The 20,897-nt window shown below is 63.5% G+C and carries 21 protein-coding genes and 1 pseudogene; 8 read left to right on the forward strand and 14 right to left on the reverse strand.

What is annotated here, in order from left to right; genetic code table 11:
• Positions 1-5: 5 nt before the first annotated feature.
• The 5 genes from MWN76_RS13555 to MWN76_RS13575 form a co-directional block, all read right to left on the reverse strand.
• Entirely contained in the window at positions 6-764 is a 759-nt protein-coding gene (locus MWN76_RS13555) for a pyridoxine 5'-phosphate synthase (RefSeq protein ID WP_250461979.1), read from the reverse strand.
• The gene (locus tag MWN76_RS13560) at positions 764-1,360 is read right to left on the reverse strand and encodes a peptidylprolyl isomerase (protein WP_250461981.1); all 597 of its coding nucleotides are present in this window, start codon (positions 1,358-1,360) and stop codon (positions 764-766) included. The genes MWN76_RS13555 and MWN76_RS13560 overlap by 1 nt, the downstream gene beginning before the upstream one ends.
• 107 nt (positions 1,361-1,467) lie before the next feature.
• On the reverse strand, positions 1,468-2,148 hold the full coding sequence (locus MWN76_RS13565; protein WP_250461983.1) for a TIGR04211 family SH3 domain-containing protein: 681 nt from the start codon (positions 2,146-2,148) through the stop codon (positions 1,468-1,470).
• A 47-nt stretch (positions 2,149-2,195) separates the two neighbouring features.
• Positions 2,196-2,495: a YciI family protein gene (locus MWN76_RS13570; RefSeq protein ID WP_250461984.1), complete on the reverse strand. Its 300-nt coding sequence runs from the start codon at positions 2,493-2,495 to the stop codon at positions 2,196-2,198.
• 35 nt (positions 2,496-2,530) lie between these two features.
• A complete protein-coding gene (locus MWN76_RS13575; RefSeq protein WP_250461985.1) occupies positions 2,531-3,313 on the reverse strand; it encodes a VC0807 family protein in 783 nt (260 codons plus the stop codon).
• Between the two features lie 256 nt (positions 3,314-3,569).
• Between MWN76_RS13575 and MWN76_RS13580 the strand changes: the two genes are divergently transcribed.
• The 5 genes and pseudogenes from MWN76_RS13580 to rluB all read left to right on the forward strand — a co-directional run bounded on the left by MWN76_RS13580 (position 3,570) and on the right by rluB (position 8,513).
• Positions 3,570-4,454, forward strand: a complete 885-nt coding sequence (locus MWN76_RS13580; RefSeq protein WP_250461987.1) for a PHP domain-containing protein — start codon at positions 3,570-3,572, stop codon at positions 4,452-4,454.
• Positions 4,455-4,566: 112 nt separating this feature from the next.
• Entirely contained in the window at positions 4,567-5,190 is a 624-nt protein-coding gene (locus MWN76_RS13585; RefSeq protein ID WP_250461989.1) for an L-threonylcarbamoyladenylate synthase, read from the forward strand.
• Between the two features lie 83 nt (positions 5,191-5,273).
• Positions 5,274-6,209: pseudogene (locus MWN76_RS13590) on the forward strand (segregation and condensation protein A); the annotation flags it as partial.
• A gap of 280 nt (positions 6,210-6,489) precedes the next feature.
• Entirely contained in the window at positions 6,490-7,647 is a 1,158-nt protein-coding gene (gene scpB / locus MWN76_RS13595) for an SMC-Scp complex subunit ScpB (protein ID WP_250461991.1), read from the forward strand.
• Entirely contained in the window at positions 7,644-8,513 is an 870-nt protein-coding gene (gene rluB / locus MWN76_RS13600; RefSeq protein ID WP_250461993.1) for a 23S rRNA pseudouridine(2605) synthase RluB, read from the forward strand. Before scpB ends, rluB begins: the two co-directional genes overlap by 4 nt.
• A 9-nt stretch (positions 8,514-8,522) precedes the next feature.
• Here the strand turns inward: rluB and MWN76_RS13605 are convergent, their stop codons facing one another.
• The 3 genes from MWN76_RS13605 to MWN76_RS13615 form a co-directional block, all read right to left on the reverse strand.
• Positions 8,523-9,212 (reverse strand): SRPBCC family protein, encoded by a 690-nt coding sequence (locus MWN76_RS13605; RefSeq protein WP_250461995.1) that lies wholly within the window; start codon positions 9,210-9,212, stop codon positions 8,523-8,525.
• 93 nt (positions 9,213-9,305) lie between these two features.
• The gene (locus MWN76_RS13610) at positions 9,306-10,682 is read right to left on the reverse strand and encodes an ATP-binding protein (RefSeq protein WP_250461997.1); all 1,377 of its coding nucleotides are present in this window, start codon (positions 10,680-10,682) and stop codon (positions 9,306-9,308) included.
• 19 nt (positions 10,683-10,701) lie between these two features.
• Entirely contained in the window at positions 10,702-11,412 is a 711-nt protein-coding gene (locus MWN76_RS13615; RefSeq protein ID WP_250461999.1) for a response regulator transcription factor, read from the reverse strand.
• 170 nt (positions 11,413-11,582) lie between these two features.
• Between MWN76_RS13615 and MWN76_RS13620 the strand changes: the two genes are divergently transcribed.
• From MWN76_RS13620 to MWN76_RS13630, 3 genes are all read left to right on the forward strand, one after another.
• On the forward strand, positions 11,583-12,068 hold the full coding sequence (locus MWN76_RS13620; protein WP_250462001.1) for a Spy/CpxP family protein refolding chaperone: 486 nt from the start codon (positions 11,583-11,585) through the stop codon (positions 12,066-12,068).
• Positions 12,069-12,305: 237 nt separating this feature from the next.
• The gene (fldB, locus tag MWN76_RS13625) at positions 12,306-12,857 is read left to right on the forward strand and encodes a flavodoxin FldB (protein ID WP_250462003.1); all 552 of its coding nucleotides are present in this window, start codon (positions 12,306-12,308) and stop codon (positions 12,855-12,857) included.
• Complete coding sequence (locus MWN76_RS13630; RefSeq protein ID WP_250462004.1) at positions 12,857-13,234, forward strand: hypothetical protein; 378 nt, start codon at positions 12,857-12,859, stop codon at positions 13,232-13,234. Before fldB ends, MWN76_RS13630 begins: the two co-directional genes overlap by 1 nt.
• 106 nt (positions 13,235-13,340) lie before the next feature.
• On the opposite strand, the gene MWN76_RS13635 is transcribed toward MWN76_RS13630, so the two are convergent.
• The 6 genes from MWN76_RS13635 to nth form a co-directional block, all read right to left on the reverse strand.
• On the reverse strand, positions 13,341-14,804 hold the full coding sequence (locus MWN76_RS13635; protein WP_250462005.1) for a DUF4397 domain-containing protein: 1,464 nt from the start codon (positions 14,802-14,804) through the stop codon (positions 13,341-13,343).
• Positions 14,805-15,091: 287 nt separating this feature from the next.
• Positions 15,092-17,161: a S9 family peptidase gene (locus MWN76_RS13640; protein WP_250462006.1), complete on the reverse strand. Its 2,070-nt coding sequence runs from the start codon at positions 17,159-17,161 to the stop codon at positions 15,092-15,094.
• Positions 17,162-17,255: 94 nt separating this feature from the next.
• A complete protein-coding gene (gene dapE / locus MWN76_RS13645; RefSeq protein WP_250462007.1) occupies positions 17,256-18,389 on the reverse strand; it encodes a succinyl-diaminopimelate desuccinylase in 1,134 nt (377 codons plus the stop codon).
• A 367-nt stretch (positions 18,390-18,756) separates the two neighbouring features.
• Positions 18,757-19,785 carry a 2,3,4,5-tetrahydropyridine-2,6-dicarboxylate N-succinyltransferase gene (gene dapD / locus MWN76_RS13650; protein WP_250462009.1) on the reverse strand — a complete coding sequence of 343 codons (1,029 nt, stop codon included), beginning with the start codon at positions 19,783-19,785 and terminating at the stop codon, positions 18,757-18,759.
• A 78-nt stretch (positions 19,786-19,863) separates the two neighbouring features.
• On the reverse strand, positions 19,864-20,217 hold the full coding sequence (locus MWN76_RS13655; RefSeq protein ID WP_250462011.1) for an ArsC family reductase: 354 nt from the start codon (positions 20,215-20,217) through the stop codon (positions 19,864-19,866).
• Between the two features lie 2 nt (positions 20,218-20,219).
• Complete coding sequence (nth, locus tag MWN76_RS13660) at positions 20,220-20,888, reverse strand: endonuclease III (protein ID WP_250462012.1); 669 nt, start codon at positions 20,886-20,888, stop codon at positions 20,220-20,222.
• Positions 20,889-20,897 lie beyond the last annotated feature (9 nt).

A 20,897-nucleotide genomic window follows, 5' to 3' on the forward strand; every position in this document is an offset into this window, starting at 1 on the left:
GGTGGTCAGTTGCCGGCCAGGCAGTTCAGGTAGGCGTTGACGGCGTTGTCGAGGCCCATATTCAGCGCGTCGACGGTGAGCGCGTGGCCGATGGAGACTTCCTGCAGGCCGGGCAGGGTGCGGTAGCGGGGCAGGTTGATCAGGTTCAGGTCGTGGCCGGCGTTGACGCCGAGACCCAGTTGTCGCGCGTGTTCGGCGGCGGCCATGTGGGCGGCGAAGATGGCTTCGATATCGTCGCTCTGCCTGGTTACGGCCTCTGCGTAGGGTCCGGTGTAGAGCTCGATGCGATCGGCGCCGACTTCCCGCGCCAGTGCGATCTGGTCGAGGTCCGGGTCCATAAACAGGCTGATGCGGATGTTGGCGTCCCGGAGTCGGGCGATGATCGGCTCCAGGCGCGCGCCGTCGCGCTTCAGGTCGAAGCCGTGGTCCGAGGTCAGTTGGTCGTTACTGTCGGGCACCAGGGTGCACTGGTCCGGGTGTGTTTCGAGTACCAGCGGCATCAGCCCCGGGTAGTCGTCGAGCGCACCGGCAAAGGGGTTGCCCTCGACATTGAATTCGATACCGTCGCGGTCGCGGCACAGGGCGGCCAGGTCGCGCACATCGCCGGGGCGGATATGGCGCTGGTCCGGGCGTGGGTGCACCGTCAGCCCCTGGGCGCCCGCGTCCAGGCAGGTGCGGCCGTGGGCGACCACGTCCGGATAGTTGCCTTCGCGGGAATTGCGGATCAGGGCAATTTTGTTGAGATTTACACTGAGGGCTATCACTACTGCTCTCCTTGGTCGCCCTGTTTGTTCGCCGCCACGGCGTCGCCGTCGAACCGCTTCGCTTTCAGGATGCGCACCGGCACATTGGGGGCATCCGGGAATGAGCGATAGCGTCCGCGGGGCTCGGCGGCGATCTTCTCCACCACGTCCATGCCGCCCGTTACCCGGCCGAAAACGGTATAGCCGGGCTTGTCCTCTGTGGCGTCTAGGCGGGCGTTGTTGACCAGGTTGATGAAAAACTGCGAGGTGGCGCTGTCCGGATTCGATGTCCGCGCCATGGCGAGGGTGCCGCGTTTATTGCTGAGGCCGTTGCCGGATTCGTTGACCACCGGCTCACGCGTTTCCTTCTTCTGGAAATCGAAGGTGTGGCCGCCGGTCTGGGCCATGAAGCCGGGGATGACCCGGTGAAAGATCACGCCGTTGTAGAAGCCGCTGTCCACGTAGGTGAGAAAGTTCTCCACCGTGGCCGGCGCCTTGTCCGCGTAGAGTTCCACGCGGACGGTGCCGAGGTCGGTTTTCAGTTCCACTTCGGGATTGTCGGCCAGGGCCGGCAGGGCGGTGAGCCAGGCCAGCAGGAGGGGGATCAGTGTGCGCATCTTCCATGTCTCCGGGGTTTTCATATCGGCTGCATCGGTCGGGGAGTCCTCCCCGACAAATGCTATAACACTTTACCGCAATGTCCGGCCCCACACTGAAAAAGCATTCAGTTCGCCCATTCCGAATGGCGGCGGCGCGGGCGCACGAAGGGCGCGATCATGGCGAGTATGGCGCCCAGGCCCACGGAGGCGGCACCGTACATGTACCAGCGGCGCGTATCGCTGCTGGACAGGCGCTGGATCTCCGCCTCGGCCATCATCTGTTCCTGCTTCAGCAATTCGTGCTGGTGCAGCAGTTTCTGGTGGCGCTTGTTCAGGGATACGGCATCGGCAGACAGGTTCTGCAGTTCCTTCAGGTCGCGGGTGAGCTGCGCGGATTCTTCCCGGGCCGCTGCGAGTTGCTCCTGCAGCTGGCCGTTCTCCTTTTCCAGGCGGCGCACTTCGCTGCCCAGGTCCATCTCCTCGAAACGGGCCAGGTCGGCGCGCGCCTTTTCCAGCTTGATTTCGGCCACCGGCTCGTCGACCAGGTATTGGCGGCGCACCCAACCCTCTTTGCCGGCCGATGTGCGCACACGCGACCAGCCGTCCTCGGGCGCGTCTTCCAGCAGCGCCAGCCGGGTGCCGCTGGGCAGGCCGCTGTCCAGGATGCGGAACTGGTTGCCCTTGCCCGAGCGCAGGGGCACGTGCAGTTGGTCGGTGATGTATCGGGTGTCCCCGCTCAACGCGCTGGCGGGGGCACCAATGGCGAGCAGCGCGGCTGCCGCCAGTCCGGTCAGTTGTTTCATCATTCTGATTACAGCTTTTTTTATCGGTAATTGCGTTTGTGGTCTGAAAATTACGGTAGCACCTGCTTGAACGGCTTCACCGTTACAGAGGCGTAGACGCCGGCGCTGACGAAGGGGTCGGCGTCGGCCCAGGCTTTGGCCTCTTCCAGTGAGGAAAATTCCGCAACCACCAGGCTGCCACTGAATCCCGCCTCGCCCGGATCTTCGCTGTCGATTGCCGGGTGGGGGCCGGCGATCAACAGGCGGCCCTGGTCTTTCAGGCTGTTCAGGCGCGCCAGGTGCTCGGGACGGGCGCTTTTACGCAGCGGGAGACTGTCTTTTACATCTTCACTGATGATTGCGTACCACATGGTCGATCGGTGCTCTTATAGGTGTTTATCGGGTGCTATTGCTGCACCATTATCTCTTCCAGTTTGAGGCCGGTCAGTTTGCCGATCCTGCGGAACAGGAAGAAAAGGGTGAAACCGAGAATGATCATCGACGGGACAAAAATCACCGGGTAACTGAGGGCGGTCATCTTGCCCAGTTCCTCGTTGAAAGCGACGCTTCCCGGCGGGCTCTGCAGCAGTATCCTGGCCAGCACATAGTTCAGTACCGACGACAGGAAAAAGGAGCCGGCGATCATCCACGAGGCCTGCAGCAGGGTGCGGTCGAAGGCGCGGCTGTTGCCCTTGTTGTCCAGTGCGTCGGTGATCCTGGCGGTGTCGAGGATCCTGTCGTTGTAGATCAGTGTGCGCACCAGGGGCCAGCGCGTGTACAGCGAGACCACGGTGGCGATGCCCAGCAGGCCGGGAATCGCGGCCTCCTTGATGGCGATGTACTCGGCATCCAGTTCCAGCAGGCTGATGCCGCCGGTGAGCAGGATGCTGACAATCCCCAGGGCGGAGAAGAAATTGACCTTGCCGGACTGTTGCAGGTCGCGGGCGCCGTAGAGCAGCGGGAACGCCAGCGCCACCACGATCGCCCATTTGGTGCCCAGCCAGTCGTCGCCGGACAGCTTGGTCAGGATCAGCGTGGGAATCGCGATATTGAGCAGCAGGTTGGCGAGCAGGCTTTCTTTTCTGGGCTGGGGGCGCTCCGTTTTCGCCGCGGGCCCCTCGCCCGGCTGGCCCCGGGCCGGCCCGCGCTGTCGATCTGTCGCTGAGGTGCTGGAGTTGGTTTCGGTCATGCTCTGTTCCGGTGATAATGCCCGCTGAAAGCTGTTGTGCGGTGCTGGATAATGTCCAGCACCCTCTGACAACATAGCTTCCCGGCTGACGGTACCGCGGTCAGCGGTGAAACTGGTCTCTCCGGGTTCTGCGTGAGAATACCCGGTCGGAGCCTTATCCCTGGTGTGAGGCACCACACTTGTGCCGGCGCAGCTCTGACAGCGGCGGCCGGTAAATGTTCAAACGGGTGTCACTACCCGAGCGAGAGGATGTCTGTTGCATACCCTGAATGATGCGGCTTACAGCGGCCGGATAGACCTGCACTGCCACAGCACTGCCTCGGACGGTATTTTAAGTCCTGCACAGCTGGTGTCGAGGGCGAAATCACAGGGCGTGACCCTGTTGGCGTTGACGGACCACGATACAGTGGCGGGGCTCGCCGAGGCCCGGCTGACCGGGCGCGACCTGGGAGTCGGGATCCTGCCGGGGATCGAGTTCTCGACCCGCTGGGGCAAGCACCCGGTCCATGTCGTCGGCCTCAATATCGATACCGGCGCGCCGGCGCTGCAGCGGGCTATCGAGCTTCGCGGGCGACTGCGGCGCCAGCGCGCGGAGGAGATCGCCGGGCGGCTGGAGAAGCGCGGTTTTGCCGGTGCCCTGGAAGGCGCGCGGGCACTGGCCGGCGACAGCGTGCTGGGGCGGCCCCATTTCGCCCGCTGGCTGGTCCAGGCCGGGCATGTCGAGGACAGCGCCCAGGCGTTCAAGCGCTACCTGGGGGCCGGCAAGGCCGGGGACGTGAAAGTCGACTGGCCGCCGCTGGAGGACACGGTCGCGACCATTCGCGCTGCCGGCGGCCAGGCGGTACTGGCCCACCCACTCAAGTACGGGCTGACACGCACCCGCCTGCGCGGCCTGCTGTCGGCGTTTGCGGCCTGCGGTGGCCGCGCGGTGGAGTTGTTGTGCGGGCGCCAGAACCCGGTCCAGACCCGCGATCTGCAGCGGCTGGTCGCATCCCTGGCGGAGGAGGACGGCGCGCCACTGTACGCCTCGCTGGGCAGCGACTTCCACCAGCCGGAGCAGCCCTGGCGGGAGCTGGGCTCGGTGCACCTGCCGGCGGGCGTCGAGCCAGTGTGGAAACTGTGGCAAACTAGCCGGCAATAAACAGAGTGGCGGCCGGCCGTGACCGGTCGTCCGCGCGCCGGCAACCGGTGCGCCGGATGCGGCCGGTTTGCCCGCCCGCAGCAGTGTTGAATTCCATTCCAGGGGGTAATAAGTGGCGCAGTTCTTCCAGATTCACCCGGAAAACCCGCAGGGGCGGCTGATTGGCCAGGCCGCGGACATCGTCGCCGCCGGCGGCGTGATCGTGTTTCCCACGGATTCGGCCTACGCCATCGGCTGCCGGTTGGGCGAGAAGCTGGCGGTGGAGCGTATCCGCGCGCTGCGCCAGCTGGACAAGAAGCACAATTTCACCCTGATGTGCCGGGACCTGTCCGAGCTGGCCAGCTATGCCAAGGTGGACAACCAGATGTTCCGCCTGCTGAAAAACCACACGCCCGGTCCCTATACCTTCATCATGCCGGCCACCGCCGAGGTGCCGCGGCGCCTGATGCACGCCAAGCGCAAGACCATCGGCCTGCGGGTACCGGACAACGCCATCGTCCAGGCGCTGATCGAGGCGCTGGGCGAACCGCTGATGAGCTGCAGCCTGATCATGCCCGGCGACGACCAGCCGCTGACCGATCCCTACGATATCCGCGATACCCTGGAGCACCAGGTGGAGCTGGTCATCGACGGCGGTTTCTGCGGCCTGGAGGCCACCACCGTGGTGGACCTGACCGGTGATGAACCGGAACTGGTCCGCCAGGGCTGCGGCGCTATCGACGAAATAATGGGCTAATTGGCGCGGTCCTTCTGATGTATAATCGCGCGTTTGCCCCTCCGTCGTCAGCAGGGGCCGGTGATGAGTGAGGTCGAGGCGGAGTGTCCAGCGAAGAATTACTAGCCGAAGCGGAACAGCAGGTACTCGCCGAAGTCGCGGAGGCCGGGCAGCCGGAAGCGAGCGAAGCCGAAACCGCCGAAGGCGCAGGCAGTGAACGCCCGGACAGTCACGGCGAAGCCGCCGACGCCTCCCCGCGCCAGGGCGAGATGCCCTTTGCCATGGTGCAGGGCGAGGCCTTTACCGAACTGCCCGCCGATCTCTATATCCCGCCGGACGCGCTGGAAGTGATTCTCGAGGCCTTCGAGGGCCCGCTGGACCTGCTGCTGTACCTGATCCGCCGGCAGAACCTGGATATCCTCGAGATCAACGTCGCCGACATCACCCGCCAGTACATGGCCTATGTGGAGATGATGACGGCCATGCGCTTCGAGCTGGCGGCCGAATACCTGGTCATGGCCGCCATGCTGGCCGAGATCAAGTCGCGCATGCTGCTGCCGCGGCCGCCGGCCGAGGAAGAGGAAGAGGGCGAGGATCCGCGCGCGGCGCTGATCCGCCGCCTGCAGGAGTACGAGCGCTTCAAGACCGCGGCCGAGGATATCGACGAGATTCCGCGCGTCGGCCGCGAGATCCACCAGGCCAGCGCCCAGGCGCCGGACCGCAATATCACCCGCCCGGACCCGGATGTGGACCTCAAGGAAGTCATGGTGGCGCTGGCCGAGGTACTGCGCCGCGCCGATATGTTCGAGAGCCACCAGGTGGAGCGGGAAAAGCTGTCCACCCGCGAGCGCATGACCCAGGTGCTGGACAGGATCCGCCACCGCCAGTTCGTGCCTTTCGTGAGCCTGTTTACCGTGGAAGAGGGGCGCCTGGGCGTGGTGGTCACCTTCCTCGCCGTGATGGAGCTGATGAAGGAGTCGCTGGTGGAGCTGGTACAGAACGAATCCTTCGGCCCCATCCACGTGCGCGCCGCCGGACAGGAGCCCGTGGAGGCGTTCGAGGACGGCGACGAGGTCGCCTTCACGCCCGACCCGAATCCGGAGTCCGGTGAGGACATCTTCGGCGGCGAGGTGCCGGACGGTGCCGGGATCGGCGGAGAGGCGCCTGCGGCCGGGAAAGATACGCCTGCGGCCGGGAAAGAGGCCACGATCGCGGCAGAGGGCGACGGGCCGGAAGCCGCCGATGTCGCCGCGCTGGAAACCGAATAGTCTGGCCCGGGGCCGCCGCGGGGCGGCCGCTGGGGAATTGAATTAGAGTGAAATGATGACCATTGCCCCGGAATTACTGCGCCGCATTGTCGAGGGCGCACTGCTGGCCGCCGGCCAGCCGCTGACCGAGGACCGGCTGCTGTCGCTGATCGACGAGGGCGAACGCCCGGAAAAGGCCGAATTGAAGGCCGTGCTGGAACAGATTGCCGACAGCGGCGCCGAACGCGGTTTCGAACTGAAGCAGGTGGCCAGCGGCTGGCGTTTCCAGGTGCCGGAAGACCTGGCGCCCTGGGTCAACCGCCTGTGGGAAGAGAAACCGCAGAAATACTCGCGCGCGATCCTCGAGACCCTGGCCATCATCGCCTACCGCCAGCCGATTACCCGCGGCGATATCGAGGAGATCCGCGGTGTGGCGGTCAGCTCGCATATCGTCAAGACCCTATCCGAGCGCGGCTGGATCAAGGTGGTGGGCCAGCGGGATGTGCCCGGCAAGCCGTCTCTCTACGCGACCACGAAAGAATTTCTCGACTACTTCAACCTGCGCACGCTGGACGACCTGCCGACGCTGGCGGAAATCCGCGATATCGAAAGCCTGAACCGGGCGCTGGACCTGGGTGAGAACGGCGGCGCGGACGCGGGTGGCGAAGCCGCAGAGACATCCGGCGAGCAGGCAGAAGGCGGCGAAACGGACACTGAAGAGTCCTCCTCCGCTGAACTGCGGGAGGAATCCTCGGCCGAAGAGCCCGAAGCCGGGTCGCCGGAAGAGGCCGCTCTCGTGGCAGAGATTGCCGCCGAGGTGGCCGCTGAGAGCGCGGGCGAAGAGGCGGAAGGCGCGGCCTCTTTGCCCGACGACTCCGCCGGGGAAGAGAGTGACGAGACCTCGCCTGGACTGGCCGGCGACCCGGAGGAAATTGCCGCAGCGACGATCGTTGAAGGTGCGGACCCGGAAACCGGGGTGGATGAAGTCCCGCCGCTCGAGGACCCGGCGAAGGAAGAACACGAAACCACAGCAGAGCCGGAGCCCGACTCGGTTGCCGACCCGGCGCCGGAACCAGCGGAAGAGCCTGGGGAACCGGCCGGCCTGGCCGCGGAACTGCCGCCCAGCAGCCTGTTCGCCCCGGCGGAGAGCACCGCCGACGATGCCGGCGATCCCCCGGCAGACGACGCTGAAACCCGCGATACAGAACAATCGGAAAAAGCCCCCTCATGAGTGAAGGCACAGTACCCGCCGGCGAAAAATTGCAGAAAGTCCTGGCCCGAGCCGGGCTCGGGTCGCGCCGCGAGATGGAGCGCGCGATCGAGGCCGGCCGGGTGACCGTCAACGGCGAGGTGGCGGAACTGGGCGAGCGCGTGTCCGGGGACGACCGGGTGGAACTGGATGGCCGCCCGTTGCCGGCCGCGCAGGACAGCCGCTGCCGCGTCATCCTGTACAACAAGCCCATAGGCGAGATCTGTTCCCGCCACGACCCGGAGGGCCGCCCGACGGTCTACGACCGGCTGCCGAAGCTGCGCTCCGGACGCTGGATCTCCGTGGGTCGGCTGGATTTCAATACCAGCGGCCTGCTGCTGTTTACCAACAGCGGCGAGCTGGCCAACAAACTGATGCACCCGTCGTCGGTGATCGACCGCGAGTACCTGGTGCGTATCCAGGGGCATGTGGACGACGACATGAAAGAGCGGCTGCTCACCGGTGTGCTGCTGGAAGATGGCGTCGCCCGCTTTACCGATATCGTCGAGAGCGGCGGCGAGGGCAGCAACCGCTGGTTCTACTGCGTGGTGATGGAAGGCCGCAACCGCGAAGTGCGCCGCCTGTGGGAGTCCCAGGGCGTGCGCGTCAGCCGCCTCAAGCGGGTGCGCTACGGCAATGTGTTTATTCCGTCCAATGTGCGGGTGGGCCAGTGGATTGAAATGGAACCGCGGGATATCGACGACCTCTGTGTCACCGCCGGGATGCCGAAGTTGAGCCAGCGCCCGCTGACCCAGGCGGAAAAGCAGGGCCTGCAGCGGCAGCGCCGCAAACTGCGCAAGCCGCCGCAGGCGAATGCCAGGAGCCAGAAGCCAAAAAGCAGAAAGTGAGGCGGCGGCTCAGTGCCGCTCCTCGATCGGTTCTTCGTTCTCGCGCTCCAGGGTGCCGTCCCCGGGGGGTGCTTTCGTGCCGCCGGGTTCCGCGCCCATCACATCGTCGCGGTCCGGTGGCAGGTCGGTGTCGGACCCCTCGTCCGTCGGCATGACCTCTTCGCCGCTCTCCGCCGCAGGCGATGACTCCACCACGCGCTTCAGCTTGTCCAGCCCCTGCTGGTAGGAATTGCCCACCATACGCTCTACCAGCAGCCCCATCCAGCGGGCGACGGGACCGGCGCCCATCTCGGTACTGAACCACCAGGTGACATTGGTGCCGCCGCCCTGTGGTTGCAGCCGCAACTCGGCATCGGCGGTACCCTGTTCGCCAAAGTCCAGTTCGGTACGCACCAGTGAATCGGGCTCGCTGGCGACGATTTTCTGGCTGCCGCTGCCGACACTGGGATTTTCACTGCTCCATCGCATGGCTGCGCCAACGCCTTCGGCGGGGCCGCTGTACTCGTAGTCGGTTTCCGGATCCAGCTGGTGCCAGGGCGACCAGCGATTGAAATTGCGGAAGTTGTTCAGGTAGGGAAAAACCGCCTCGGGGGGTTTGGCAATATACACACTGCGTTCGAGTGTCACCTGGCGCGGAAACAGAAAGCCGGCCAGCACCAGTAGTGCCAGGAAAACCAGGATGTAGAGAATCCAGCGCATAGCGAAGCCCCATTGTTATCGGTGTGTCAGGGATGGCATTCACTGCAGCCGGGCGCAATTATCGGCGAAGAGGCGTCGGGGAACAATGACTGCTCATTGTTCCCCGATTTCCAGCAGGGGCAGGCGGATCTCCACGCACAGCCCCGCGGCGGGGGCGTTGTGGGCATTGATGGTCCCGCCATGGCGGAGGATGGTGCGCTGGGCGATGGCCAGGCCGAGGCCGAAGCCGCCACTCTCGCGGGTGCGCGCGGTATCCGTGCGGTAGAAGGGGCGGAATATCGCCTTCAGCTCGTCATCGGCGACGCCGCTGCCGGAATCGATGACCCGGATGCAGCAGTTGCCGCCCGAGCGCTCGGTGGTCACGGTGACGAGGCCGCCGGGCGGGCTGTACTTGATCGCGTTGCGCAGGATGTTCTCCAGCGCCGCGGTCAGCGAACTGCCGCGGGTGCTGACCAGCAGTTCGCCCGCCCCCAGGCGCAGGTCGAAACGCAGTGCCTTGCCCTGTGCCTCCCCCTTCAGGTCTTCCACCAGTGCCTGCAGCAGGCTTTCGATTTCCACCACGTCGTCCAGGGGGCGCTGGTCACCGCCGGCCACCGGCAGTGACAGCACGTCGGCGATGATATCCTCCAGGTAGTCGGCGGCCTTGCCGATCTTGTCGAGCTCCGTGTCCAGCCCCTGTACATTCTTCTGCCGCGCGATCCCCAGCGCCACCTGCAGGCGCGCCAGCGGCGAACGCAGTTCGTGGGACACATCCTTGATCAGGCGGCGCTGCTCATCCATGGATTCCTGCAGTTGCGCGGTCATGGAGTCGAAATCCTCCGCCAGGTCGGCCAGTTCGCCGCTGCGGATGTGCAGCCCCGGCGAAACCCGGTAATCCAGCTCGCCCGCGGCGACCCGGCGCGTGGCGGCGCGCAACTGGTCCAGGGGGCGGCTCAGGTAGCGCGCCAGCCAGTAACAGACGGCCCCCGAGGCGATCATCGACAGCAGCAGCATGGGCCAGAAGTTGCGCCACAGGAAGCGCAGCAGCAGCCCCTCCTTGCTGTGCCCGGCGATGATGGCCACGCGCAGGCTGTCCGGGCTGCGCAGCGGCAGGAAGAAACCCACCGTGGGCTTCTTGTCGACAAACGTATGGGTCTCGCGGTTGCGGTAATTGAGGCTCTCGAACAGCGGTGCCATACCCTTGGGGACCGGCCTGCCGAGCAGCTCTCGACCGTTCTGGTCGAGGACGAAAACCTGTTTCTGGACCTTTTTCGGTGCGCGCTCGAGCCAGTTGCGGAAATGCTCCGGTCCGTGGCGCCGCGAGATGCGCATATTGCGCACCACTTCCCGGAACAGCGCCGGCCCCTCCCAGCGCTCCTCGTGGCGCGGGTCGCCGAATTCGCCGAAGTGGGTGATATAGATCGCCGCCACCACCATCACCATGGCGGTGATCCAGGCGCCGAAAAACATTTTCCAGAAGAGACTGCGCATGGGGACTCGCGAGGCGCGGCTACTGGCCGGCGCCCTGGGTAAGCATGTAGCCGGCGCCGCGGATATTGATGATCACGTCGCGGTTGGCGCCGTGTTCGCCGAGCTTCTTGCGCAGATTGCTGACGTGGACATCGATGGAGCGGTCGTAGGGCATCAGTTTGCGCCCCAGCGCATTCTCGGTGAGGATCTCCTTGCTCACCACCTCGCCGGCGTGCTGGACCAATACCTTGAGTACCGAGAACTCGGCGCCGGTCAGGGACAGCAGCTCATCGTTCCAGTAGCCCTGGTGTTCCGACGGCAGCAGGCGCAAGGGTCCGCTGGTGAGGCTGCTGTCGGACTCCTCGCCCTCGGCGCGCCCGCCCCGGCGCAGCACGGCGCGCAGGCGCGCGGCCAGCTCGCGGGGATTGCAGGGCTTGGGCAGGTAGTCGTCCGCGCCCATCTCCAGGCCGACGATGCGGTCGACGGTATCGCCCTTGGCGGTCAGCATCAGTACCGGCAGCGAGCGGCTGGAGGGGGAGGCCTCCTTGCGCAATTTGCGCAGCAGGTCGAAGCCGTTGTGCACCGGCAGCATCACATCCAGGACCAGGGCATCGAACTCCCGGCTTTGGGCCAGCTCCAGGCCGCTGCCACCGTCGTTGGCGACGGTCACGTCGAATCCCTCTCCTGTCAGGAATTCCTGCAGCAGGTCTGTCAGTTCGCTGTCGTCGTCTACCAGCAGAATACGGCTCATGATCTCTTCCCGGTTTGGTGTGGCTCCATTATATCCAAACGAAAGAGGCGGGATACGCCGCGCGGCCGGGCTTTTAACCGTTCTTAACAAATGTTTACCGCCGTTATCCCCCATTTACACGGCGGCCCCCTACTATGCATCTACCGACAGCGAACAAAGAGGATGTGTCGATGAAAAACTGGAAGGTTTTGGCGGGGAGTATGGTACTGGCCGGCGCGCTGGCAGCGCCCGGGATCAGCATGGCCTTTGGTGGTGGCGACCACCACGGTGGGCCGCCCCACTTCAAGCACAGGATGTTTGAGCGCCTGGCCGATGAGCTGGCGCTGACCGAGGGCCAGAAGGCCCAGTTGAAAGCCAATCGCGAGGCCGGCCGCCAGGCACACGAGGACCAGCGCGGGAAGCGCCACGAGTTACATAAGCAGCTGCGCGAGGCGATCGAGGCCGGCGCCGACCAGGCGACACTCGACCAGTTGGGTGCACAGCTGGGCAAGCTGGAAGTGTCGCAGATGCAGGCGATGGCGCAGCAGCGCAAGCAGTTTGAGGCCATCCTCACCGATGAACAGAAAGCGAAGCTGGAAGAATTGAAAGCGGAACGCAGGGCGCGCTGGCAGGAGCATCGCGAGAAGCGCGCCGCGCGAAGCATGAAGGATGAGTAAGTAGGTAACGCCACCGACTCCTGTGCGATCACCGGGTCCCTTCCTACCCCAACGGCCCGAGCGATTCGCAACCCCCTTGGCCCCCGCTGTTGCGGGGGCTTTTTTTTGCCCCGCGATCCAGTCGGGGGTACCCGGCGGCCGATTTTCGCCCCAGCTTGCCGCATCCCGCCATTACTGGGAGAATACGCCGCCACTCGATAGACAATACCGGCCAGTTGGCGGCGAAGAGGAGTGTATGTGAGCAAAATCGGCTTGTTTTACGGCAGCGACGAGGGCAATACCGAGGCGGTGGCCCTGCGTATCCGCGCGCGCCTGGGCGAGGAGCGGGTGGATGTTCACGATATCGCCGACGTCACGCAACTGGAGATCGCCGATTACGATCAGATGATCTTCGGTATCCCCACGTGGGATTTCGGCCAGATCCAATCCGACTGGGAGGAATTCTGGGAGGATGTGCAGGAGATCGATTTCAACGGCAAAACGGTGGCGCTGTTCGGCCTGGGTGACCAATTCGGTTACGGGGACTATTTCCTCGACGCCATGGGCATGCTGCACGATGTGATCGTCGGCAACGGTGCGACCATTGTCGGTCACTGGTCCACCGAGGGTTACGAGTTCGAGGCGTCGAAGGCGGAAATTTCCGACGAGGGCCTGTTCGTGGGCCTGGCCATCGACGAAGACCAGCAGGAGGAACTGACGGCAGGGCGCCTGAACCGCTGGTGCCGGCAGATCGCCAGCGAGCTGGATCTCGACGGTGGCGCCGATAGCGTGGAGCAGTTGGACGACTGATGAAAGCGATGAAAACCACCCTGACCTTCAAGGAGTTCTGGCCCTGGCTGACCGAGCACGGCAACTGTGTCCTGCGCGCCGGTACGGCCGACTCAGTAGTCTATGACGAGGACGACTATCACTGGCGTTTCACCGAAGAGGATGTGCGCACATTGCTGGTACAGGTGATGCGCGGCAAGCGCCCGGTGGCGGAACTGTTCATTGAGCCCGAGCACGTCTCGTCGGTCCAGGTCACACCGGGAGAGAAGGGAGAATTCAATTTTGACCTGCTGGCGGAAGTGCAGGGACAGCCGCAGGTGATCTATTATTTCGTGCTGGCTCACGGTTACGACGAGGCCCAGACCTCCGGACACAGCGGCCAGGGGCGGCTGCACTGATCCCATCGGGTAGGCTAAACCCGGTATCCTTCCTTATCCCAGCCGAAATCAACACGCCGCAGATGGTATTGCAAAATGGGGGCCGACGGCCCCCAAACTTCCGGATTTACTCCTCGCTCTCGGCAAAATCGTCCAGGTAGACCATGTCCGCCGCTGTCGGGTCGGCGGTGTTGTTAGTGGAGACGGCGGTGTAGAGGCCGTCCTCTGCCAGCTCGATGGTATCCGAGAAGACGATGGTGTCGGTACCGGTCTCGGTTACCACCACGTCGTAGGTGCCCGGGTCGAAGGTCAGCCAGCCGGAACTGCCGCGGAAGGACAGGCTGTCGGTGGCCGACAAGGTGGAAATATTGTCATTCTGGTCCACGACATAGTAATCCAGCGTTGAGCTGGCGCCGTTGATCAACCGCAACTGGGCGTGGGTGGCGATGCGCCGGGTGTCATCGTTCACCTTCAGGCCATCCCAGTCGCTGGACTCGCCGATAAAGAAAAAGCTGGCCTTCTGCCCCTGGGTCAGGTCCAGTTCCTCGCGCGCCAGGTAGAGGCCCGCATCGCCGGTGGGAGTTGCGTCCAGGGACAGGTTGGTCAGGTCTCCCGGGGCAATCTCACGGTAGTCGGAGCTCTCGCCGAACGGCAGGTCCGTTTCATAGGGCGTGGTGAAGTCGCCGCCGGCATAGACATCGATGTTGTCACCATCGGGTACCGTGTGCGCGACGCGCAGCTCGGTGGTGGCATTGCGGTCCAGCAGGGTTTTGTCCTGGTCGCGGAAGAGCGTGACCTTGATCGACGAGGTGCCGTCACCCGCTCCGTCGCGCAGCGCGAACCCGACCCGGGTCTGTGCGTACAGCTTGAAGGTTTCGGATGTGAACAGCACCGCGGTGGGGTCGGCTTTTTCGGTAATGGTGAGCACATACTCGCCTTCGTCCACCATGGTCTGGAAAGAGCCTTTCAGCGAGAAGGTATCCCTGGCCTGTACCGGTGACAGGTTGGTGCCGGGAGCTTCCAGGTAGACGTCCACTTCGCCCAGGTCCTCTGCCAGGTGCAGGAACCAGGCTTCCATGTCCTCGTCTTCGGCATCGCCGTCTTCATCCTCGTCTTCGGTATCGAACAGGTGACGTTCTTTTTCGTACTGGAGCACTTCCATATCCTGGTATTTCCCGAACAGGACCAGCAGGTATTCGTTACCATCTACGATATCGACGGAACCCTCCTCGAGATGGGTACACTCGTCGTCGTCCTTGACCCCGTCCTCATCCTCATCGCCGACGCAGGTATCGATATCGTCGCTGGGCAGTGCCGTTTCGAAGCGGTAGTCGATCTCCCCGTCGTTGACGGCGGCGGAGACACTTTCGGCAAAATCAAGGTGCGACCAGACTTCCTCTTCGTCGTCATCGCCGGTGATCACGCTGATGGTGCCCATATCTGAGACCGCATTGAAGACAGCGAGACGCGGCTGGCTGTCATCCTCGTCGTCGTCGCTGCTGTCGTCACTGCTGCTTTCACAGCCGGTGAACAGGCCTCCGGCCAGCAGCAGGGCGCAGACAGCGGGAAGTTTCCATCGGTTTTTATGCATTGAATAGCTCCGCATCGAATGAAAATAATATCCGCGGGAGCGTATCACCGGGCCCGAAAAGGCTGGATAAAGAAATGTAAATAGCAGTATGAAAAATATGCGGATTTACATTTATTAAAATCCGGCAAACAGAAGTTAACACTTCTTGTTGTTGCTTGACTGAAAAGGCGGCTATCGGAATGCCGGGTAAGCAAAATTGCTATTCCGGACAACGAAGTGCCGTGTGACTGGAGCCGACGGCCCGCAGGGGGCCGTCGCTGTGCTTGCGGTTTTTTTCCGGGGCGACGTCACATGTCTGTGGTCCCGTCGTTCTGTGCCACCTTGGCTTCTTCCCCGCTGGGCTTGTGCTGGTCAAACCAATATAGAACCGATGCCACCTTGGCGATCAGTTGGCTCGGGCGGGCGGCGATGCCGTGGGATGCACCGGGGATGCGCACCATGGCGGTGTCTACCTGCTGCAGTTTGAGTGCCTGGTAGAACTGCTCCGTCTCCGAAATGGGTGTGCGGTAATCCTGCTCGCCGGTCAGCAGCATGGTCGGGGTGGTGATATTGCCGACGTAGGTCAGTGGGGAACGGCGACGATAATTTTCCGGTTTTTCCCACGGCATGCCCGGAAACCAGTAATCGACAAAAAAGCGGGAGAAATCGGCGGTGAGTACGAAACTCTCCCAGTTGATTACCGGTTTGGCCACCACTGCGGCGCGGAAGCGGTCTGTCTTGCCCACGATCCAGGCGGTTAGGGTGCCGCCGCCGCTGCCGCCGGTGACGTAGAGGCGATCCCGGTCGATATAGCCCTGGTCGATCAGCGCATCCACACCGGACATCAGGTCGTCGTAGTCGTGGCTGGGATAGTTGTGATGGATCAGGTTGGCGAACTCGTGGCCGTAGCTCGTGGAGCCGCGGGGATTGGTATAGAGCACCACATAGCCGGCGGCGGCATAGAGCTGGATCTCCGCGGCAAACCGGGGGCCGTAGTTGGCGAAGGGGCCGCCGTGGATTTCCAGGAGCAGCGGATATTTCTTCTGCGGATCGAAACCGGGCGGATAGGCCACCCAGCCCTGGATCTCCCGCCCATCGTGAGCGGACTTGTACTGGATTTCCTCAATCTGGGCCATATTGCGAAACGGTACCAGGTCGCTGTTCAGTGCCGTGACCTGGTGTACGTCGCCGCCGCGGGACAGGGCCAGTTCCGCTGGTTGTTGGCCGCGCGTACGGGTGTAGACGATCTCGTCGCGTGCGGAGACGGCAAAGTCGGCACCGGAATAAGGGCGCCCGAGAGAGAGTCCCCCGGCGTCTGAGGCCAGTATTCTCTCGCCGCCGCCGATCCGCTTCAGGGCGATCCGGGTGGAACCGGAGTCGTCATAGGAGTAGGCGATATGCCGGTTGTCCGCCCAGGCGAAATCGCTGACGCTGCGATCTTCGGCTGTCTCCACAGCGCGGCTCTGGCCGCTTTCCAGATCGAGAATGCGCAGACCGGTATTCTGGTAGCCGAGTTTCTGGTCCTCAAACCCCAGGTAAGCGAGGTGCTCACCATCGGGGGAAATCTGCGGATTGAAATCCGGCCCGAAGCGCTCGGTGACCGGTTCAATTTCGCCGCCGACCAGGCTTACCTTGTAAATCTCCGAGTTCATTATCTCCAGCTCGTGCTCCGGGTGGCGGTTGGCGGAGAAGTAGATGGTGTCCCCGTCTTCGCTCCAGGCAAGCCGGCTGTCGTGATCGAATGCGCCGGAGGTGAGCTGGCGCGGCGTGCCGCCCTCCCGGGGGATGACGAAGATCTGGGTATGACCCTGTTTGAGATAGCCGCGGCCATCCGCGCGGTAGGTGGCCCGGTCGATGAATTTGGGACCCTCCGCCCATTCGGCACCTTCGGGTTTGTCGGGCAGTTTGACCGGCAGCGGCTTGCTTTCCGGGACGAACATGGTGAAGGCCAGCTGGCTGCCGTCCCTGGACCACTGGATATTGGATGGCGAGCGGGGCAGGTGGGATATCTGCAGGAACCGGCCGTTGTCCAGCCACAGCAGATGGATTTGCGGTTTGCCGCTGCGGTCGCTGACAAAAGCCAGTACATTGCCGTCCGGCGACAGGCGCGGCGAGTGGTCGGAGTAATTGCCTGCGGTCAGCGGGCGGTGGTTGTCGCCATCGGCGTCGATTCTCCACAGGTTGGAGCGCCTTCTGTCCGCCATCTTGTCCATAAAGTTGCGGACATAAAATACGGTCTCGCCATCGCGGTCAAACTGCGGATCGCTGGCGTACTCCAGGCTGAATACATCGTCGTAGTGGAAATCGGGCGTCTCCGTCGCGGCAAGCGCGGGCAGCGCCAGTGCCATCAACGCAATGGATCTGATCAGTTGGTGCATGTCGGCCGGTCTCTTATTGGCATTATCCCGGCCAGCCTAAACAATCTGTCAGTTCAATAGAAGTCGGTCGCGACAGAAAGACGGGTGTGCGGGACTACCGCAGCAACCCCGCCAGTACGCCGCAGTACATGTCTTTCAATTGGTCCAGGTCGGCGGCTGCCACACATTCGTCCACTTTGTGGATGGTGGCGTTTACCGGTCCCAGTTCCACCACCTGGGCGCCCGTCGGCGCGATAAAGCGGCCGTCGGAGGTGCCGCCAGCGGTAGACAGTTGCGTGGCTTTGCCGGTGACGGACTGGATCGCGGCCTGGGTAGCTTTCACCAGCGGGCCCTCGGCAGTCAGAAACGGCTGGCCGGACAGCTTGAAATTTGCATCGTAGCGCAGTCCGTGTTTGTCCAGGATCTTGCGCGCGCGGTCCTCGAGTTCCTCCGCCGTGGTCTCGGTGGAGAAGCGCCAGTTGCAGATCACCTTTACTTCGCCCGGAATCACATTGGTAGCGCCGGTGCCGCCGTTGATGTTGGAAACCTGGAAGCTGGTGGCCGGGAAAAAGTCGTTGCCGTTGTCCCACTGTTCGGCGGCCAGCTCCGCCAGCGCCGGCGCCAGTTTGTGTACCGGGTTTTCGGCCAGGTGCGGGTAGGCCACATGGCCCTGGATGCCGAACACGGTCAGCTCCAGGCCCAGGGAGCCGCGGCGTCCGTTCTTGATCACGTCGCCGACGCGCTCGGTGCTGGACGGCTCGCCCACCAGGCAGCAGTCAATTTTCTCTCCCCGCTCTTCCAGCCATTCGACCACCCTGACTGTACCGTCGGCGGCGGGACCTTCTTCATCGCTGGTGATCAGGAAGGCGATACGGCCGTTGTGGTCGGGATGGGCCGCGACAAATTCCTCGCAGGCCACCACCATGGCCGCCAGCGAGCCCTTCATGTCCGCGGCGCCGCGACCGTAGAGGGTGCCGTCCTCGATGACCGGTTCAAACGGCGGGTGTTGCCAGTTTTCCTCCGGGCCGGTGGGCACCACGTCGGTGTGGCCGGCGAAGGCGAACAGCGGGCCGTCGCCATTGCCCTTGCGTTCGGCCCAGAAATTGTCGGTGTCGCCGCGGCGCAGGTGGGTGGTCTGGAAGCCGATTTTCTCCAGGCGCTCGAGCATCAGCGGCATGCAGCCGGCATCGTCCGGGGTGACGGATCTGAGTCGGATCAGGTCGCTGGCAAGTTTTACGGTGGGGGTCATGAATCTGGGAATCCTTTAGCTGTAGGAATGAACTCAGTGTTCACTCGTGTGTCTCGCACCATCACCCGGGCCTGTGGAGAGCGCCGGAGCTCGGCCCGTAAGGAGGTTTTGGAGCGGCCCTGCTGCCGGTGGCTGTTTGTTCAACAGCCTCATCGGCAATCGTTTCACAAACAGCCACCGGCAGCAGGGCCTTCACGTTCGGCCTCGGTTTTCTTTTGAAATTGACCGGACGGTGCGCACGACGCACCCTACTTGAGTCCCGAGTCCCGAGTCCCGAGTCCCGAGTCCCGAGTCCCGAGTCCCGAGTCCCGAGTCCCGAGTCCCGAGTCCCGAGTCCCGAGTCCCGAGTCCCGAGTCCCGAGTCCCGTCAGTTGCTGTGCAACGCCTCGTTCAGCTCGACGGCACTCTTGTTGGTCCGGCATTCCACCGCGCCACTCACGGAGTTGCGGCGGAACAGCAGGTCGGATTTGCCGGCCAGGTCGCGCGCCTTGACGTGTTCGACCAGCTCGCCGCTGTCGTCCAGCAGCGCGACCTTGGTGCCGGCGGTAATATACAGGCCCGCTTCCACGGTGCAGCGATCGCCCAGCGGAATGCCGATACCGGCATTGGCGCCCAGCAGGCAGTTGTCGCCCACGGAGATGATGATGTTGCCACCGCCGGACAGGGTGCCCATGGTGGAGCAGCCGCCGCCCAGGTCGGAGCCGGCGCCGACGAAAACGCCGGCGGATATACGGCCCTCGATCATGCCCGGGCCCTGTGTGCCCGCATTGAAGTTGACGAAACCCTCGTGCATGACGGTGGTACCCTCGCCGAGGTAGGCGCCCAGGCGCACGCGCGCGGTGTGGGCGATGCGTACACCGGTGGGGACCACATAGTTGGTCATTTTCGGGAACTTGTCCACGCAGGCCACTTCCAGGTGTTCGCCGTTCAGGCGCGCTTCCAACTGGCGGCTCGGCAATTCTGCCAGGTCGATGGCCCCACGATTGGTCCAGGCCACGTTGACCAGTTTGCCGAAGAGGCCGTCCAGCTTGGTTTCGTGGGGTTTTACCAGGCGGTGTGACAGCAGGTGCAGCTTCAGGTAGCCCTCGGGCACGTTCTGCGGCGGCTCGTCGGTGAACAGCACCGTCGCTACCAGCGGGCGCTTGCTGTGGGCGAACTGCCTGAGAATCTGCGCCTGTTCTTCAGCGCCGGCCGCCGCCAGTTTGTCCGCCAGCGGTTGCAGTTGGCTGGTGTCCAGGGCGACGGCGGCATTGCCGTCGATTTTCAGTGTGTCGGTCACGGCTGCCGCCACGGTCGCGTCGGGTTTCAACAGCGGCTGCGGATAGTAGACTTCGAGCCATTCGCCCTTGCTGTTGCAGGTGCCGATGCCGAAGCCGATGCTGTAAATGTCGCTCATGATCCTTCCTGTTTACTCGATGTCTTGCGTTTGTTGGGGGCGGGCAGATTGCGCTTTGCCCATCCGAAACTGGAGCTCTTAAACCAGCTCGGAGAAGTCGGCTTCCCTGAAACCGAATAGTGTCCTGTCACCGGCAACGGTTACCGGGCGTTTGATCAGTGTCGGTGTCTCGGCGGCGAGTGCCAGTGCCGCCGCGTCATCCATCCCGTTCTTCTGTCCGTCGTCGAGCGCGCGCCAGCTGGTGGATCGGCGGTTCAGCACCTGCTGCCAGCCGAACGCCTCCAGCCAGGCCTGTAGCGGCACATCGCCCATGCCGTCGTCGCGGAAATCGTGGAAACGGTAGTCCACGTCGTTTTTGTCCAGCCACTTGCGGGCTTTCTTGACGGTGTCGCAGTTCTTGATGCCGTAAAGGACAATTGAAGGTCTAGTCACGGTCAGGCCTTTTTGGTTTTCTTCGGGTTCTTGCGTGCGGGGTAACAAGTGGTGCAGATCGGGCACACGGTGCCGTCGCAGCCGCGTGCGGTGCAGTACTCGCGGCCGTAGAAAATGATCTGCAGGTGTAGCTTGTTCCATTTGTCGCGCGGGAAAAGCCGTTTCAGGTCCTTTTCCGTCTGGGCGACGTTCTTGCCGCTGGTCAGCCCCCAGCGCTGCGCCAGGCGGTGAATATGGGTATCCACCGGAAAGGCCGGATGGCCGAAGGCCTGGGACATGACCACGCTGGCGGTCTTGTGGCCGACGCCGGGCAGGGTTTCCAGTGCCGCCATATTCTCCGGCACCCGACCGTGGTATTCGTTGACCAGTATCTGCGACAGTTTGCTGATCGCCCTGGATTTCTGCGGCGACAGACCACAGGGACGGATGACTTCCTTGATCTTTTCCACCGGCACTTCCGCCATATCCGCCGGGTTATCGGCGAGCTTCCACAGGTCCGGTGTCACCTGGTTGACGCGCTCGTCGGTGCACTGCGCGGACAGCAGCACGGCCACCAGCAGTGTGTAGGGATCCCTGTGGTTCAGTGGCACCGGGGTCTCCGGGTAGAGTTCCTCCAGTTTGTGGAGGACGTATTCAACCCGTTCTTTTTTGAGGAGGTTTTTGACTGCCATCTTGGTTCT

This window comes from Microbulbifer litoralis (genome assembly GCF_023634065.1).
GTDB classification, from domain to species: domain Bacteria; phylum Pseudomonadota; class Gammaproteobacteria; order Pseudomonadales; family Cellvibrionaceae; genus Microbulbifer; species Microbulbifer litoralis.

What these genes read in the sequence shown, in the direction of transcription:
- MWN76_RS13560 (WP_250461981.1), bottom strand. Translation starts at nt 1,360, where the DNA reads ATGCGCACACTGATCCCCCTCCTGCTGGCCTGGCTCACCGCCCTGCCG.
- MWN76_RS13565 (WP_250461983.1), bottom strand. Translation starts at nt 2,148, where the DNA reads ATGATGAAACAACTGACCGGACTGGCGGCAGCCGCGCTGCTCGCCATT.
- MWN76_RS13570 (WP_250461984.1), bottom strand. Translation starts at nt 2,495, where the DNA reads ATGTGGTACGCAATCATCAGTGAAGATGTAAAAGACAGTCTCCCGCTG.
- MWN76_RS13575 (WP_250461985.1), bottom strand. Translation starts at nt 3,313, where the DNA reads ATGACCGAAACCAACTCCAGCACCTCAGCGACAGATCGACAGCGCGGG.
- scpB (WP_250461991.1), top strand. Translation starts at nt 6,490, where the DNA reads ATGATGACCATTGCCCCGGAATTACTGCGCCGCATTGTCGAGGGCGCA.
- rluB (WP_250461993.1), top strand. Translation starts at nt 7,644, where the DNA reads ATGAGTGAAGGCACAGTACCCGCCGGCGAAAAATTGCAGAAAGTCCTG.
- MWN76_RS13605 (WP_250461995.1), bottom strand. Translation starts at nt 9,212, where the DNA reads ATGCGCTGGATTCTCTACATCCTGGTTTTCCTGGCACTACTGGTGCTG.
- MWN76_RS13610 (WP_250461997.1), bottom strand. Translation starts at nt 10,682, where the DNA reads ATGCGCAGTCTCTTCTGGAAAATGTTTTTCGGCGCCTGGATCACCGCC.
- MWN76_RS13615 (WP_250461999.1), bottom strand. Translation starts at nt 11,412, where the DNA reads ATGAGCCGTATTCTGCTGGTAGACGACGACAGCGAACTGACAGACCTG.
- MWN76_RS13620 (WP_250462001.1), top strand. Translation starts at nt 11,583, where the DNA reads ATGAAAAACTGGAAGGTTTTGGCGGGGAGTATGGTACTGGCCGGCGCG.
- MWN76_RS13630 (WP_250462004.1), top strand. Translation starts at nt 12,857, where the DNA reads ATGAAAGCGATGAAAACCACCCTGACCTTCAAGGAGTTCTGGCCCTGG.
- MWN76_RS13635 (WP_250462005.1), bottom strand. Translation starts at nt 14,804, where the DNA reads ATGCATAAAAACCGATGGAAACTTCCCGCTGTCTGCGCCCTGCTGCTG.
- MWN76_RS13640 (WP_250462006.1), bottom strand. Translation starts at nt 17,161, where the DNA reads ATGCACCAACTGATCAGATCCATTGCGTTGATGGCACTGGCGCTGCCC.
- dapE (WP_250462007.1), bottom strand. Translation starts at nt 18,389, where the DNA reads ATGACCCCCACCGTAAAACTTGCCAGCGACCTGATCCGACTCAGATCC.
- dapD (WP_250462009.1), bottom strand. Translation starts at nt 19,785, where the DNA reads ATGAGCGACATTTACAGCATCGGCTTCGGCATCGGCACCTGCAACAGC.
- nth (WP_250462012.1), bottom strand. Translation starts at nt 20,888, where the DNA reads ATGGCAGTCAAAAACCTCCTCAAAAAAGAACGGGTTGAATACGTCCTC.